Annotated in this window: 10 protein-coding genes and 1 tRNA gene; 8 read left to right on the top strand and 3 right to left on the bottom strand. The window is 56.9% G+C overall.

Annotation, left to right across the window (positions count from 1 at the left end; genetic code table 11):
• Window positions 1-291 precede the first annotated feature (291 nt).
• Together ACR0ES_RS19685 and ACR0ES_RS19690 are read left to right on the top strand one after the other, a co-directional pair.
• Complete coding sequence (locus tag ACR0ES_RS19685; protein ID WP_480871561.1) at window positions 292-2,184, top strand: DEAD/DEAH box helicase; 1,893 nt, start codon at window positions 292-294, stop codon at window positions 2,182-2,184.
• Window positions 2,185-2,694: 510 nt separating this feature from the next.
• Window positions 2,695-2,780: transfer RNA gene (locus ACR0ES_RS19690), tRNA-Leu, on the top strand.
• A 106-nt stretch (window positions 2,781-2,886) separates the two neighbouring features.
• Here the strand turns inward: ACR0ES_RS19690 and ACR0ES_RS19695 are convergent.
• Both ACR0ES_RS19695 and ACR0ES_RS19700 read right to left on the bottom strand, forming a co-directional pair.
• Window positions 2,887-3,384: a hypothetical protein gene (locus ACR0ES_RS19695; protein WP_245220737.1), complete on the bottom strand. Its 498-nt coding sequence runs from the start codon at window positions 3,382-3,384 to the stop codon at window positions 2,887-2,889.
• Window positions 3,377-4,129, bottom strand: coding sequence for a helix-turn-helix transcriptional regulator (locus ACR0ES_RS19700; RefSeq protein ID WP_480871563.1), 753 nt, complete (start codon window positions 4,127-4,129; stop codon window positions 3,377-3,379). The genes ACR0ES_RS19695 and ACR0ES_RS19700 overlap by 8 nt, the downstream gene beginning before the upstream one ends.
• Window positions 4,130-4,735: 606 nt before the next feature.
• On the opposite strand from ACR0ES_RS19700, the gene ACR0ES_RS19705 reads away from it, so the two are divergent.
• From ACR0ES_RS19705 to ACR0ES_RS19725, 5 genes are all read left to right on the top strand, one after another.
• Window positions 4,736-7,042 carry a hypothetical protein gene (locus ACR0ES_RS19705; RefSeq protein WP_480871565.1) on the top strand — a complete coding sequence of 769 codons (2,307 nt, stop codon included), beginning with the start codon at window positions 4,736-4,738 and terminating at the stop codon, window positions 7,040-7,042.
• A gap of 130 nt (window positions 7,043-7,172) precedes the next feature.
• Window positions 7,173-9,113 (top strand): type I secretion protein, encoded by a 1,941-nt coding sequence (locus tag ACR0ES_RS19710; RefSeq protein WP_480774548.1) that lies wholly within the window; start codon window positions 7,173-7,175, stop codon window positions 9,111-9,113.
• Between the two features lie 38 nt (window positions 9,114-9,151).
• Window positions 9,152-11,374 carry a type I secretion system permease/ATPase gene (locus tag ACR0ES_RS19715; protein WP_480871566.1) on the top strand — a complete coding sequence of 741 codons (2,223 nt, stop codon included), beginning with the start codon at window positions 9,152-9,154 and terminating at the stop codon, window positions 11,372-11,374.
• 2 nt (window positions 11,375-11,376) lie between these two features.
• The gene (locus tag ACR0ES_RS19720) at window positions 11,377-12,729 is read left to right on the top strand and encodes an HlyD family type I secretion periplasmic adaptor subunit (protein ID WP_480871567.1); all 1,353 of its coding nucleotides are present in this window, start codon (window positions 11,377-11,379) and stop codon (window positions 12,727-12,729) included.
• Between the two features lie 272 nt (window positions 12,730-13,001).
• Window positions 13,002-13,187, top strand: coding sequence for a hypothetical protein (locus tag ACR0ES_RS19725; RefSeq protein WP_267368020.1), 186 nt, complete (start codon window positions 13,002-13,004; stop codon window positions 13,185-13,187).
• Here ACR0ES_RS19725 and ACR0ES_RS19730 read toward each other — a convergent pair whose 3' ends face one another.
• Window positions 13,188-13,946, bottom strand: coding sequence for an alpha/beta fold hydrolase (locus tag ACR0ES_RS19730; RefSeq protein ID WP_480473558.1), 759 nt, complete (start codon window positions 13,944-13,946; stop codon window positions 13,188-13,190).
• Window positions 13,947-14,037: 91 nt separating this feature from the next.
• On the opposite strand from ACR0ES_RS19730, the gene ACR0ES_RS19735 reads away from it, so the two are divergent.
• Complete coding sequence (locus ACR0ES_RS19735) at window positions 14,038-14,412, top strand: hypothetical protein (protein WP_209507997.1); 375 nt, start codon at window positions 14,038-14,040, stop codon at window positions 14,410-14,412.
• The last annotated feature ends 207 nt before the right edge of the window (window positions 14,413-14,619 follow it).

The raw sequence follows: 14,619 nt of genomic DNA on the forward strand, positions 1-14,619 counted from the left end.
ACTCAGCATTGGGCTGGAAAAGCCCTGTCGCATTCGAAAGGAAAGTGGCTTAAACGAGCACTTGGGGCGGCACAAAAACGGGACAGGTCCAGAAAACCCTAAATCTGTCCGGTAGGCGCTGACTTCAGACACCTTAACATAAGTGTGGACCTGTTCCGTTGGGGAGGCTCATTGGGAGGCGCATTTTCCGATCTATACATCCGGTTCTCCTCGCAGTATGGACTGCGCTTCTACTATGACCCGTGTGTCGGAAACTCTGAGGGTGACCGTATCACTCCGGAGAGCTGAGCCATGAACCCGACACTCGCAATCGCATTGAAGCGTAAAGGATATGACACGCTGACCCCTGTTCAGGAGGCCGTGTCCGCACCGGATTTGCAGGGACGAGACTTGTTAGTTTCGGCGCAGACCGGATCAGGAAAAACCATCGCGTTCGGCTTGGCCATCGCACCAACAATTTTGAGCGATGCGCAGGTTTTCGATGTGGCAGGCGCGCCTTTGGCGTTGGTTGTTGCGCCGACGCGAGAGTTGGCGCTGCAGGTCAAACGAGAACTGGGGTGGCTCTATGCGGATGCGGGGGCCTTCATTGCCTCATGCGTTGGCGGCATGGATATGCGCGACGAACGCCGGGCGCTGTCCCGAGGGGCACATATTGTGGTCGCGACACCAGGGCGGTTGCGGGATCATATCATGCGCGGCTCGATTAATTTGGCATCCGTACGCGCCGTCGTGTTGGATGAGGCTGACGAAATGCTCGACCTTGGATTCCGTGAAGATCTGGAATTCATCCTCGAACAAACGCAATCAGACCGCCAGACACTATTGTTCTCGGCAACGGTACCGCGCGCCATTGCCACCTTGGCTGCCCGGTACCAAAGGGATGCCGAGCGTGTAAGTACTGTCAGTGAGCGGACGCAACACGCCGATATCGAGTACCGTGCGATGAATGTGGCTCCACGTGACGGTGAAAATGCTATCATTAACGTGCTACGCTACTACGAGGCTCCTAACGCCATCGTTTTCTGCAACACGCGCGCCATGGTCAGCCGTCTGACAGCCCGACTGTCCAACCGCGGGTTTTCGGTTGTAGCTCTTTCCGGAGAACTGACCCAAGGTGAACGGTCAAACGCCTTGCAAGCCATGCGTGACGGACGGGCCCGCGTCTGTGTAGCGACCGATGTCGCGGCGCGCGGAATTGATCTGCCAAATCTGGATCTGGTGATCCATGCGGAACTGCCCAGCAGTCATGAAACGCTTTTGCACCGTTCAGGCCGAACTGGACGTGCAGGGCGCAAAGGTGTCAGCACACTGATCGTTGCACCGGCTTCTTACAAAAAAGCCCAAAGGCTGTTGAAATTCGCTAAACTCACGGCCGATTGGGGTGCGGCGCCCTCCGCTGAAGAGGTCAAAGCGCAAGACCAGCAACGGATGTTCGGATCGGAGGACTGGTGCTCTGAAATAACAAAGACCGAGCGGCAGTCAGTCAACGAACTGGTAGAAAGGTTCTCGCCAGAACAACTCGCTGCGGCATATGTCCGTCAATACAACAGGGCGCATTCCGCTCCGGAAGAACTAAACGACATTCAGGAAGCAGCGCCAAAGCAAAGCGCACCTTTTGGTCCGAGCGTTTGGTTTTCGCTGTCAGAAGGGCGCAACGAAAATGCGTCTCCGCGATATCTACTTCCTATGGTGTGCAAGGCGGGGAACATCACAAAATCCGATGTCGGTGCGATCCGTATCGTTGACGACGAGACCTATATCGAAATTCGCGAAAGCAGCGTCGCCGGTTTTTTGGAGGCGATTGGGCCGGAAATGAAGATCGAGGGTACAAAAGACATTGTGCAGTTGGATTCAGCCCCCGATTTGTCGAACTCAGCAAAGACAAGCTTCAACCGGGCTGCCAAAGGCAAGAAAGGTCTGGAAAAGACTGCACGCAAACCGAGCCGACTTGTCGAGCCGCAGCCTGCGAAAGCGCGGAAAAAGACAGTGTCCAAGCCCCCTGAAAAGGCCAAAGTTGAAGCCAAGCCCAAACTCGATGACGACAACCGCAGTGGTCTGAGTAAAAAACTTGACCGCCGCCCAAAAGGCCCGCCACCGCCAAAGGGTAAGCCCAACAGCAAGAAAAACCGTGCACGCGCTGCGGCAAATAAGGGCGGTAACGCTGTGCCAAGGCGTTCAAAATAAGTCGAAGCGTTTGCACAGGCCCTTTCCGGACATTGGCCATGCCAAAACTCCGCTGGGTTCCGCCCGTTAGACCAGACTTTCGCAGCGCCTGCGAGCCCGGGCGATAGACATAATCATACTCTGCGGACCATACTGTCGCTCCAATCGGCCATGCAAATTGATGGCAGACTCAGTTCGAGTTCTTGATAACCAGAGGATAATAATGTGGTGATGCCGGGAGTTTTTTTCGGCCAGCGCCCTGACGAATTCTTTTTTGGGATAGAACGGAAAACGGTTCGGTGCTGACAGCACCTGCTCTTTGGAGAAGTACCTTCAGTCGATCCGATGCATCGGACCTGTGGATATGTCGGACCGCACCAAAGCCAAGTGAGACAATGGAGGTACCGTTGGGTGCAATTGAGTTTCACCAGCGCTGCCGTCTATTTTTTCCCAATCCTGCGGGTCAAAGCACATTGTTATCATCTCGTTGTGCTTGTAAGGACGTTGCACTGTCCGAAAGGGCCGCGCCGTGCGGGCGTGATGGAATGGTAGACATATCAGACTTAAAATCTGAAGGGCGTATGCCCGTGTGGGTTCGAGTCCCACCGCCCGCACCAGGCACTTTCGAAAGGAACGTTCCACCACCCGGGTTGCGCGTCTTCGGGACCGCACATGCAGTGAAGCGCAGACTACGTCGTCATGGCGTCCTATTCATGACCCGGCCTATACCGGATACCCCAATTCCCGGATCAGCCTCCAGATATCCTGGTTCGCGGCTGAAAGCTGGTTGACGACCGCTTCGATTTCGCGAAGCGCGTCATCATCTACCGTATCCGCGCGACCCAGTTTTATGTCGGTCTTGCGGTCAGCAATCCGCATCAGGATCGTTTTCGGGTTTCCGCTCTCCTGATCGAATGAATAGATGCAGTGGTTGTACTTGTTTCGGATGCCCGAAAGCTTGCTGAGCCGTTGCGTGCGTTCAAGGATCGGGTCGCGAACCTGCGCGGGCCTTCCCTCCATCTTGGCAAGCCGTTCGACCAGATCAATACGCGCGCGGGTTGTGTTCAGGGTCAGGAAGATAATGACGGCCACGTCTTTCGACGTTCCGGAAAGGCCAGCGATCAGGTGGATCAACAGGCTTTCGGTGTTGGTCCACATATAGTTCAGCCTGCCAACCAGAAGGATCAGGCGATCGAACCGGGCTTCGAACGTATCAGTCAACGGCGGAGTGCTGCGCCTCGTGCGGCGCAACTTCATAATAGAAATGCGCGGCAGCGGTGCGGTTGCTGACGCCGATCTTGCCAACCACGTTGTGCATATGCAGTTTGACCGTGTGTTCCGTAATTCCCAGTTTGGCCGCGATCAACTTGTTGCTTTTGCCCTGCGAGACAAGTTGCAGGACCTGCTTCTCGCGACGCGTCAGCTTCAGGTACCGCGACTGCTGGTCGACACCATTTGGGACATTTGTCACTGGACGGGCTGGGATGTCCCGCGTGCGCTGGCCAGGAAAGGCGACGCAATCTGCAAGGAAGCTGGGTAAGTACAGTTCTTCATGCATCAGCAGCCTGAGGATGGCGCGCCAGGCATCGGGCGCCACATTCATGGGTAGAAACCCAATTTCGCCGAACTGCGCGCGATCCCAGGATTCAAACATATGCCGGGCCGATTCTTCTTTGCGATAGGCAAAGGCAAGACAGCCGGATCCCGTACTTTTGGTATAGGCCATTGGTCGCGCCAACAGGTCTTCAAGCATCATCTGGTCAACAACAATAATCTTGCTGCAACCGGGTGTGTGGCCGTTCATCGCTTCGAGGGTTTCGAACCGCCGGGCACGAACCCCGAATTCAGTTTGAACGCTTCTTAGGGTCTGATTGGAGTAGAATAATTCTTTTCCAATAAAGACAACCGAAAAATCTTCTGAATAAAGATCCTGATTGGCAGTTTCTTCTATCAATGACACACTCATCACATTCCCTCGCAAACAGGGTCAACCAAAAATCTCTTTTTTGAATTCTGGCGGTCTAAAATAGTTAACTAATCAAATAGGTAATTAACTTTTATTATACTCGAAAGCATGGTTTTCCACAACCAGGAGGAGTTCCTCCAGAGCCCGTTCCATAGAACTTTCGGTTAGGTTTCCGCTTGGATATTTGTGCAACCAGCGGAAACAATTGAATTATTTTGTTGCGATTTTTTGTAGGTGGGTCATGCGGGGCAGGCGAGCGAAAACTCAGGTGTATTCTAAAAGTAAATAATAAAAACAACACTGTAACTACTTCAAAACTTTCGACTAGCTAGGCGTGGGCGTGCGTCGCTGCGAACATGGCTGGGCTTCAATTGTCGAAGCGCCTGTCCCTGTCGCGCCGGTCATTGCGTATTTCAGCAGCCTTCATGATCCGCCGCGCTTTCGGCTTAGCCGGGAAAGGAGGTGGCCATTTAGAAACTTCCACAGACCGCTTTCAGCGCGTTCATGCGCTGCGCGGATATTTTTGTTTCAATCTCGCCTGATGCCGCTTTTTAGATGAATGGCGGTCTGGCGTTCCAGAAATAGGAATTTGTCATGAGACGTAATGTGAATAATACAAACGTAACGACCGTCGACGAAATTAATGTCGAGAACCTGGAAGCTCCGGTTAATGTCGAAATCCCGATTGATGAGGCGTTTGTCGAAGCTGATCTGACTGCACAACAGCAGCAACAGGACCAGACTGTCGAAAACTCCAACGATCAGGGTCAGGACCAAAATCAAGGCCAGGATCAGGGTCAGGAACAAGGCCAGGACCAAGGTCAAGATCAGGGCCAGGATCAGGATCAAGGTCAGGATCAGGACCAGACGCTCAATGCCGGAGATAACACCAACGACAATTCGAACAGCAATGCGATCAATATCGACTTTGGTGGCGGAGAATGGATTCCGCGCGATGACGATCAGGTTGATCTGGACTTCGGAGATAACGCGTCGGTTGGCGACGTAATCACTGCAGGCCGTGATCTGAACTATGATCCTGGCGATGACATGAATGTCGATATCTCAATGGATGGTGCCGGGACCGCGATGGCGGCTGTCAACAGTCAGATGGCCAGCCTGAGCGATGACGACACGCTGGAATCGGCGTCAGTTTCGAACAATTCCGGTTTCTACCAGAATGGCAGTGCCTATGGCGGTACCGCCAATGCTGAAGAAGGTATCGGCGTCAAGTCCAACGGTGGAGATTCGGGCGACGGTGGTACCAGCTATGGTGGTTCGGCAGACTCGACCACGCTGGGCAGCCATGCGTTTGGTGCCGGTGGCGATACCGGCAGCGCCGACGCGGATTCGAGTGGCGGCGCAGGCGGTGATACCGGTGACGCAAATAACGCCAGCATTGGTGTCGGCCTGTCCGGCGCAGGGGCTGACGGTGACAGCACCGGCGGAGACGGCGGCGACGCTGACAGTTCGTCTTCTGCTGACAACGACGGCAGCACAAGCGTTGACGGTGACGGAACTGGCGGTAACGGAGGAAGCGCAGATTCGTTTGGTCTGGGACTGGGCCTTGGTCTGTCTGGTTCGAATGCCTCGGGTAGCGCCGATGGCGGCGACAGCGATTCCGACTCGAACGGCACGGGCTTTGGTCTGGCCGGCAATGACGTAGACGCCGAAGGTTCCGACGGTGGTGACGGCAGCGCTTCGACAGACGGTTCGTCGTCGAATTCCAGTGACAGCACAACCGAAGCCAATGATGCGACTGCCGGCAGCAACGCAGCAGAGGGCAGCGCTGACAGTGGTGCGGACAGCTCGGCTGATGGAACTGGCGGACCTGGCACCGGCGGTGAAGGCTCTGGCGGCGAAGGGACCGGTGGTGAAGGATCCGGTGGCGACGGCACAGGCGGTGATGGTACCGGCGGTGACGGCGAAGGCGGATTTGCCGCTATGGTCGAAGCTGCAATCATGGCCCTGCAGGAAGAGCTAGGCATGGTTGATGCCGAAGCGGGCGAAGGCGGTGACGGAACCGGCGGTGACGGAACCGGTGGCGATGGTTCGGGCGGCGATGGCTCTGGTGGCGATGGCTCAGGCGGTGACGGTTCGGGCGGCGATGGTTCCGGTGGAACCGCCGACGCGGATTCGGATGCGCAGGGTGTTGGCGACCAGTCCGCAAGCGGCCCCGACATCAACCAAAGCCCAGGTGACGTGAACGGTGCATCCAGCAATTCGCAGAACACGGATGGCAGCGGTGGTGATGGCGGATCAAATTCGGCCAACGGCACAGCGGACGCAGCAGGTTCTGGTACGTCTGCAGCAGACGGTGACGGCGGAGCAGGCGGCACAACGACGCCCACATCCACGTCTTCGGGCAACGGTGCCGGTTCTGCCGATGCGGCGAATACCGCCGGTGATGGCGGAGCGGCGGATGTATTCGGTGATGCCGATACAAACGGAGCCGCCGACAGCCTGGCTGAAGCAATCGCTGGATACGGTGGTTCGGGCATGTCCGATAACGATGCCACATCGACCGGTTCGGGCGATGCGACCGGTGCGGCCAGCTCGGGTGCCGGTGGTGCCGGTGGCGCGTCCGCCGCAAATGGCGGAGCCAGCGGATACTCGACCGGTACAGCTATGTCCGGTGACACCATGGGTGGAACCATCACGGGCGGCAGCGCGGCTGGTGCCTATTCGGGTGACGGTGGTGCAGGCGGCAACGCTGGCAACTGGGGCTCGAACAACGGTGGCGATGGTATCGTGACCGGCGAGTCCTATGCCTCGGCAGCGGCTGTTGTCGACACCTCGGCCTTTAACCAGTCGATCGTCATGGGCGCCAACGTGCTTGGCAACTCGGTCGACACGACCATGGTCGGTGGTTCGATGACCTCGTCCTACGCAAGCGACGACAACGACGCATAAGTCATAAGGCGAGGCCCGCATTATCGGGCCTCGCTATTTTCGAAAATGCCGGGGCCGCGAGCAGTGGCCCCGGCCCAACTGAACCCAAAGCGGAAATTCTGGCCGGTGCGGGTGAAAAAGGATGACCGATATGGCCCTTGACGCAATTACGGAAACAATAGCGCATTTTGTTGGAGCATTTGAACTTACGATCGAACAAGCCCGGCTGCGGGACCAGTATGACGAATTCACCGCCCTGAGGCGAAAAGCCGAAATTGACGGGCTGGACGATCCTGCTGCGATCCACATCAGGGCCGACCTTGATATCCCGGTGGGCGAGTACAAGCTCCTCCCATACAATTTTGCCCCACCTCAACCTAACCTGCCGCTACCAGACGCGCCGAAGGGGCCTGTGCATGAATCGGTGATTATCCTTGGTGGAGATGGGCCGGTTTCCGAGCGTTTTGTCCCAGACGACACGATTGGACCATCATCCGTTCCCACACTCGTCATTCTGCAGCCGGACAACGTGCCGTTGGGGTCTGCGGTAAGTTACACCATGCAAAAGGTTTTCCTGCGTGACAACGATACGGTGGGCAAGGGTGAATTTCGCGACACGGACGCGCTGATCGCGAAAGGTGAGCAGATGCTGGACATGGCGTTGTCCCTTCATGCCGTGGCAAGCCCGTCATTTTCACTCGCGGACTACCAGTCAATCGAGATGGTCGAGGCACTGGCCGAACAGATGCTGAATCCGATGAACGGGGATGTGGATGGCGTCACCGTGTATCAGTTCCATGGCGATGATGCCTTGGGCGTGATCGTCAATGGCGAGCACATGGCCGAAGCACCTGAATGGACCGACCTGCTGCCCGCTTTCCATCAGCCGGATGAGGCGACTGGCGATGAAGCGGAAACGCCGTTGCCTGCCGAATGGGACCAGTCCAAGGATTCCGATTTTGACGACGGGCATCTGGTGGTGACCGGTGGTAATCTGGCGATCAATGCAGTGTCTGCGACTATTGGTTGGGTGGATGCTCCGTACATTGTTGTAGGCGGGCAGGCCATCAATCTGACGGTCATCAGTCAGGTCGCGCTTGTTTCCGACTGGGACGTAGGTGCCATGAATGCCGGAAGCGGTACCAACCTGGTTCAGTCTTCGGTGATCGAAGTCGAAGGCAAAGAGGCCGCCTGGCTGGACGATGTCGACGGAACAAGCGGCCAGCCCGCATATGTTGTTGTCGACTGGGTTCACGGCGATCTGGTGGTCGCGAATTTCATCAACCAAAGTATTGATGCCACCGATATTGATCACATTCAGACCGAAATTTCAGCCACATCCACGCTTTACGTGCTGGGCGACAACGAAATGTACAATGTCGCCGATATCGTGCAGTTGGGCAGCTATTACGATCTGATCATGATCGGCGGAAACATGATTTCAGTCGATGTGCTGGTTCAATCCATGGCCCTTATGGATGACGACATCATCAGCGGCGGAGTGCCCGCGTCGGTGATGGACGGTGATGAAAACCTGCTCATGAACGACGCGTCGGTCAAAACGATCGGCAAGGACATTCACCAGGATATGCAACAGAATATGGCGGACGCGCTTGCCATACCGGAAATGGACATGGACGCGTTGGAAGACGCGCTTCTGAATGATCCGATGTTCGCCGGGATGGAGCAGTTGCGCGTCCTTAAGATCGACGGCGATCTTATACAGGTGAACATCGTCAATCAGGCCACGATGATGCTGGATCAGGATGATATAGACCTGTCCGGCCCAAATGCTGCCGGGGCCGATGTAGTCGCGGGCAGCAACGCCATGCTGAACACCGCGCATCTGACCAAGATGGGTGTGGACTCGACGGTCATGGCAGCTGACGGGTCGTATTCCGATCTGCTGCTGCATCAGGCCAGCCTGATCGACATGCCGGACAACGACGAGATTACCGCGATGACCAATGAGGCAATTGCGGCCATCATGGGTGACATGACCGTCGCGCAACCGGATGCGGCCCTGGCACTGAATACCCCAGCTCTTGATGTAACAACACCTGACGACGGCCTGCAAACCATGCTGGCCTGATCCCCCAAGATTTTACCGAGTGACCAGAAGGTTTCTACATGTCGTTTGTTTTTTCGTCGCGCCGCCACCCCTTATCCAGCCCGCTGGACAGGCAAGGCGGGTTGGGTCTGAAGCGTCAGGGGGCCGAACCAGGGGCAGATCCTGCAAAACGGGCCACAGGTGCCACCACCCGACTGCATCTGACGCAGGAGTTCCGAGTGCCTGAACCAGATCAAAACCGGCCGGTTGAAAACGATGCGTTGAAACCGGCCAAAGACCAGAAACACTCATGTGAACAACCGCGCGCTGAACCTCCCCATTGGCGTGCGCCGCCGCAGCCCGTGCAAGACAAGGACATTGCGGGCGGTGGTGACGGGGTGGCTGATGCTGACGGCCCGGATCATGCAACCGCGGACGAAACGACAGCGCGCAAGACCCCCTCTGCGCGCGCGTCCGGCGCGGATCACATGGGCGCGACGATCGAGGCCAAGGCAAACCAGCCACTGTTGCGGACAAACTCCGGCGGCGGTGACGGGAACGGGCCACCCCAAACCTTTCACAAGCGCACCCCGCCCGAGGATTTCCAGCGCACATTGCGGGATTCGATCCGGGCGATCCGGCGTAACCTTGCATTTGTTCTGGTGCTGACCTGCGCGACCAATATTCTGATCCTGTCGATTCCGATCTACCTGTTTCAGATCAGTGACAGGGTTCTGACCAGCCGATCTTTGGATACGCTGATCATGTTGACGGCAATCGTCGCCGGGGCCGTGATCTTTCAGTCAGCCTTTGATGCGGTGCGGCGGTTTACGCTGATGCGAACCGGTGTCGAGGTTGCCGTTCGTTTGGGTGCACCTGTGCTTAGTGCGGCTGCGCACGCGTCGTTGCATGGAAACGGGCGCGAATATCAGACTCTTGGCGATTTGCAGCAACTGCGCGGTTTTCTGGTTTCGGGCACTTTGATTTCGTTTCTGGACGTGCCATTCGCCCCACTGTTCATTCTGATGATCTTTCTCGTGCACCCGCAATTGGGCATGATCGTCGTGGTGACAGCGCTGATCCTGATGACGATTGCGCTGATCAACCAGAAAATGACAGCCAAACCGTTTGCCGAGGCAAACAGGGCACAATCCATGGCGAACCTGCATCTGGATTCCATGTCGCGCAACAGTCAGATCATCAACGCCTTGGCCATGATCCCCGAGGCGGTGCGGATCTGGGGGCGGGACACCGCCCAATCCCTGACCTGGCAGGTGCGCGCGCAGGACCGAAACGTGATCTTCGCAGCGATTTCGCGCGCTGTTCGTCTGCTGACTCAGATTGGCATTCTGGGATGGGGCGCATTTCTGGCACTGCAGGGAGAGATTACCGGCGGCATGGTGATCGCGGCCTCGATCATTGCCGGGCGCGCCTTTGCGCCCATTGAAGGTTCGATTGAGGGGTGGAACAGTTACCTGTTGACGCGCGCGGCCTATGGGCGGATCAAGGCGCTGCTGTCAACCTCGGCCCTGCAACATGAGAAGTTGCGCCTGCCGCGCCCCGAAGGCCGGCTGGATGTGGAGCGGTTGCTCTATGTCCCCGGTGGAACCAAACGTGTGGTTCTGAACGGGATTACCTTCTCACTCACCCCCGGTGAAACATTGGCCATTATCGGCAATTCAGGTGCGGGCAAAACTACCTTGGGCAAAACCCTTGTCGGGTCCGTTCTGCCCACGTCGGGAAGTGTGCGGCTGGACCTGATGGATATCCGCAACTGGGACCCGCGCCAGTTTGGAGAAAGCATAGGTTATCTGCCGCAGGATGTGCAGCTGTTCCCCGGAACCATCAAGGACAATATCGGCCGGATGCGTGCCGATGCCACGGACGAACAGATCCATGACGCCGCTGTTCTGGCCGATGTACACAACATGATCGCAACCTTGCCGCAGGGATATGAGACTGTGGTGGCCTCCGATGGATCGCCTTTATCGGGCGGACAGAAACAACGCATTGCGCTGGCGCGGGCGTTTTTTGGGAACCCACGAATGGTTGTGCTGGACGAGCCGAACTCGAACCTTGACGTTGCCGGGGACAAAGCCTTGGCGCGTGCCATTGAACAGGCGCGCGAAAGCAAGATTACCGTGGTCGTCATCACGCAGAAACCGACCCTGCTGAATGTGGTAGACAAGATCATGTTGCTGACCGATGGGCGCGTCGCATTGTTCGGTCAGCGCGAGCAGGTTCTTCAGCAGATCAACGGGCCGCGCAAACGGACCGGAATTGAAGGGCAACAGGGAGGCTGACCATGAATGACCTCGTACCCGTAAGGCACTCTGCCGGTGAACCTGACGTCTGGTATGCGGAAGTTCCGCGCTCGATCAACCGCTTCATTGTTATCGGTATAATCATGCTGGTCGTCTGTTTTGGCGGTTTCGGAGTGTGGTCCTTCAGCGCCCCGCTGGCGGCGGCGGTCATCGCGCAGGGCAGTTTTGTCGCCACTGGGCGCAACAAGATTGTCCAGCACCTTGAAGGCGGGATCATCGAAGACATCAAGGTCACCGAAGGGCAATCGGTTCAGGCAGGTCAGGTGCTGATGACGCTGGATCAGACCTCGGCCCAGGCCAATGAGCGTGAGCTGTTCATCCGCAAACTGCGCTTGCAGGCGATGACCGAGCGGTTGCTGGCGGAATATGGGGAACGGGATCGTCTGGTTTTTACACCAGATCTGGTCGAGGCCTCTAAAGACGTGGAAGTCATGGCCATTCTCGACGGTCAAATGCTCAGCTTTGACGTGTCGCGCAAGACCTTGTTGAATGATGTGGCACTTTTGGAACGCAATATGGAGGCTTTGAAAATCCGGGCAAGTGGCTTTGAAGCCCAATTGGAAAGCATGGCCACACGTGCCGAGATCTTGCAGGAAGAGTACGAGTCCAAAAACCAGCTTTTCCAGAAAGGGCTGGTTCGAAAGGGCGAATTGAACACGATCCGGCGTGTGCAGGCCGAAGCCGAGGGGCAGCAGGCCCGGTTGCAGGCGGAGGCCGCTGAAATCAATCAGATGCTTCTAAAATACCAGGAACAGATTACGCGCACCCGATCCGCCTATCGCGAGGCTGCACTGGATGAATTGGGCGTGGTCGAGGCCGATCTGGAAAGCGTGCGCGAAAAATCCCGTCAGGCCCGCAATGTTCTGGACCGGGCCGTGGTGCGGGCGCCTGTGACCGGGACGGTAGTTCGCCTGCATTACCATACGCCGGGTGGCGTAATCGAAACGGGCGAACCCATTGCCGAAATTCTGCCCGCCGATGCGCCCTTGATTATTGAGGCGCAAATCCCACGCACCGAGATTGATAGTGTGGTAACCGGGCAGACCGCCTCTGTCCGCCTGATCGCGCTCAATCAGCGCACAACACCGGTTCTGTACGGAGAAGTCTTTTATATCTCAGCCGACGCGCTGCTTGAAGAGGCGGCAGGCGTTCCAAAAGAGGTTTATCTGGCGCGTATCTCACTTACCCCGGACGAACTGCACCGGGTCAGCGGCTTTGTTCCAACCCCCGGCATGCCCGCGGAAATTATGATCCAAACCGAAGAACGAACTTTTGCGGCCTATATCGCCAAACCTGTGTCGGACAGCATGTCGCGCGCGTTTCGCGAGCAATAACCTAGGTGCCTAAGGCCGTTGGTTCATCTACCTCAAGTCGCGTTCTGATCCTTTTGGGAAAAGCGTGAAAGTGAGGGTGTGTACCTTTGACGGCGCAAGACTTGGGATATCACAAGCTCCACACCCTTGGCGGTCTGGCGGATCGGATCAACGGTAGTCACGAAATCACAGTTTCATGAAACGTCAGGTTTCCGCATCTGATGCAAATCAATGCAAAACACATTCGAATCGAGACATGTTTGGCCGGAACTCATCATAAGGAACACCCGACCATGTTTCGCCTTGCCGCCATGCTGTATTCACTGATCGCCACTGCCATTTCAGGTTCTGCCGTAATCGCTGTGCTGTCTGCGGGATTGGTTTCCGTCAGCGCAATTGTCGGCGCAGCAGTTGCCGGGGCGGTGATCGCTGCTCCGGCATCGTGGATGGTGGCCCGGCGCTTGTACCGGGGCACCTGATCAGGCGTTCAGGAACGTCCGAACCGCTGCTTCGAATTCACGTGGTTTTTCGGCGTGCAGCCAATGCCCGGCTCCGGGTATTTTGGCAAAACGCGCGCCGGAAAACAGCGAGCGGATTTCAGGGCGGTGTTCCGGCAGGACATAATCCGATGCCGCGCCCGACAGGAACAGGGCGGGGCCATTCCATGTGGCGTCCAACTTGGGGAAGCCCATGATCTTTGGCATCTCGGCTGCAAGAACATCCAGATTAAGCAGCCACCGTTTTCCCTTGATATCCAGCGATTGGGTGAAAAAGCTTTGCAACGCTTTCTCAACACCTTGATCGGCCAATTGCATTTCCGCATCCGACCGGCGGGTGATGCGCGAAAAATCAACAGCCCGCATGGCCTCGATGAACCGGATTTGGCTGTGCGCGTATTGAACCGGCGCGATGTCGGCGACCACCAGCTTGTTCACCAACCCATTGTGCCGCAGGGCCAGGGTCATGGCAGCCTTTCCGCCCATGGAATGTCCAAGAACATCCGCCACGCCGCCGATCTGTTCTATGACTTCGGCGATATCCTGTGCCAGATGGGGATAATCGTGGCTCGGGTCCCACATGCTGTAAGCATGGTTGCGCATGTCCACCGCCACAACCTGCCGTTCGTCTGAAAGCCTTTTGGCAATGACGCCCCAATTCCGAGCAGATCCGTAAAGGCCGTGTGCTATTACCAGCGGTGGGCGGGCGGTCGGTTCGCCATGTACAATCGTGTTCAGCATAGCTTGCGTGATACAAGTGCCTACAGCGGATCACCAGCCCCATTGTAGGTCTTTGTGCTGCAGGCTAGATTGCGGCGGCAGGAGAGAGCCCATGCCTCAGGACCCAGACATTCAGACCCGGATCGCCGAGACGGTGGCCTTGCTGCGTGCCAAGCTTGGCGTGCGCGACAAGACGCTAGAGGCATCCATTCGCAAGGCAAAACGACGTCTGCCGCGCCGGGTGTACCGGCAGGCCATGGTGCTTGCCCGGTCCGAGGCGATGGCGTCGCACCCGAAGATGCGGTTGATTCTGGATACTCCCAAGCTCGTCAGGGCGTCGGACGTAGTGCAGGATCATCTGGGAAGCATCAATCTTGCGGATCGCAGGTGGGGCTGGTTCCTTGGATTGCTGGGGGGGCTGGCTTTCAATCTGTTGGCTCTGACAGCGCTGTTGCTTGTTTTTCTGTGGTGGCGCGATTTGATTTGACTTTCAGACGGCTGCCAAGCTGACGCGTGGCCAGATCCCCCTCTATCGAAGCGACTGCTCAAACAACAAAAAAAAACGGCGCCTCAAGAGCGCCGTTTTCTTTTCTTTTTAAACGTTTACAGGTTCGGGTATATGGGGAAGCGGTTGCAGAGGTCTGCGACCTGGGCGCGGACGCGGGCTTCGACTTCGGCGTTGCCGTCTTCGCCG

It is taken from the genome of Ruegeria sp. N7 (assembly GCF_056531345.1).

Coding starts and splice junctions, on each gene's coding strand:
- ACR0ES_RS19720 (WP_480871567.1), top strand. CDS start 11,377: ATGAATGACCTCGTACCCGTAAGGCACTCTGCCGGTGAACCTGACGTC.
- ACR0ES_RS19685 (WP_480871561.1), top strand. CDS start 292: ATGAACCCGACACTCGCAATCGCATTGAAGCGTAAAGGATATGACACG.
- ACR0ES_RS19735 (WP_209507997.1), top strand. CDS start 14,038: ATGCCTCAGGACCCAGACATTCAGACCCGGATCGCCGAGACGGTGGCC.
- ACR0ES_RS19730 (WP_480473558.1), bottom strand. CDS start 13,946: ATGCTGAACACGATTGTACATGGCGAACCGACCGCCCGCCCACCGCTG.
- ACR0ES_RS19710 (WP_480774548.1), top strand. CDS start 7,173: ATGGCCCTTGACGCAATTACGGAAACAATAGCGCATTTTGTTGGAGCA.
- ACR0ES_RS19715 (WP_480871566.1), top strand. CDS start 9,152: ATGTCGTTTGTTTTTTCGTCGCGCCGCCACCCCTTATCCAGCCCGCTG.
- ACR0ES_RS19700 (WP_480871563.1), bottom strand. CDS start 4,129: ATGAGTGTGTCATTGATAGAAGAAACTGCCAATCAGGATCTTTATTCA.
- ACR0ES_RS19725 (WP_267368020.1), top strand. CDS start 13,002: ATGTTTCGCCTTGCCGCCATGCTGTATTCACTGATCGCCACTGCCATT.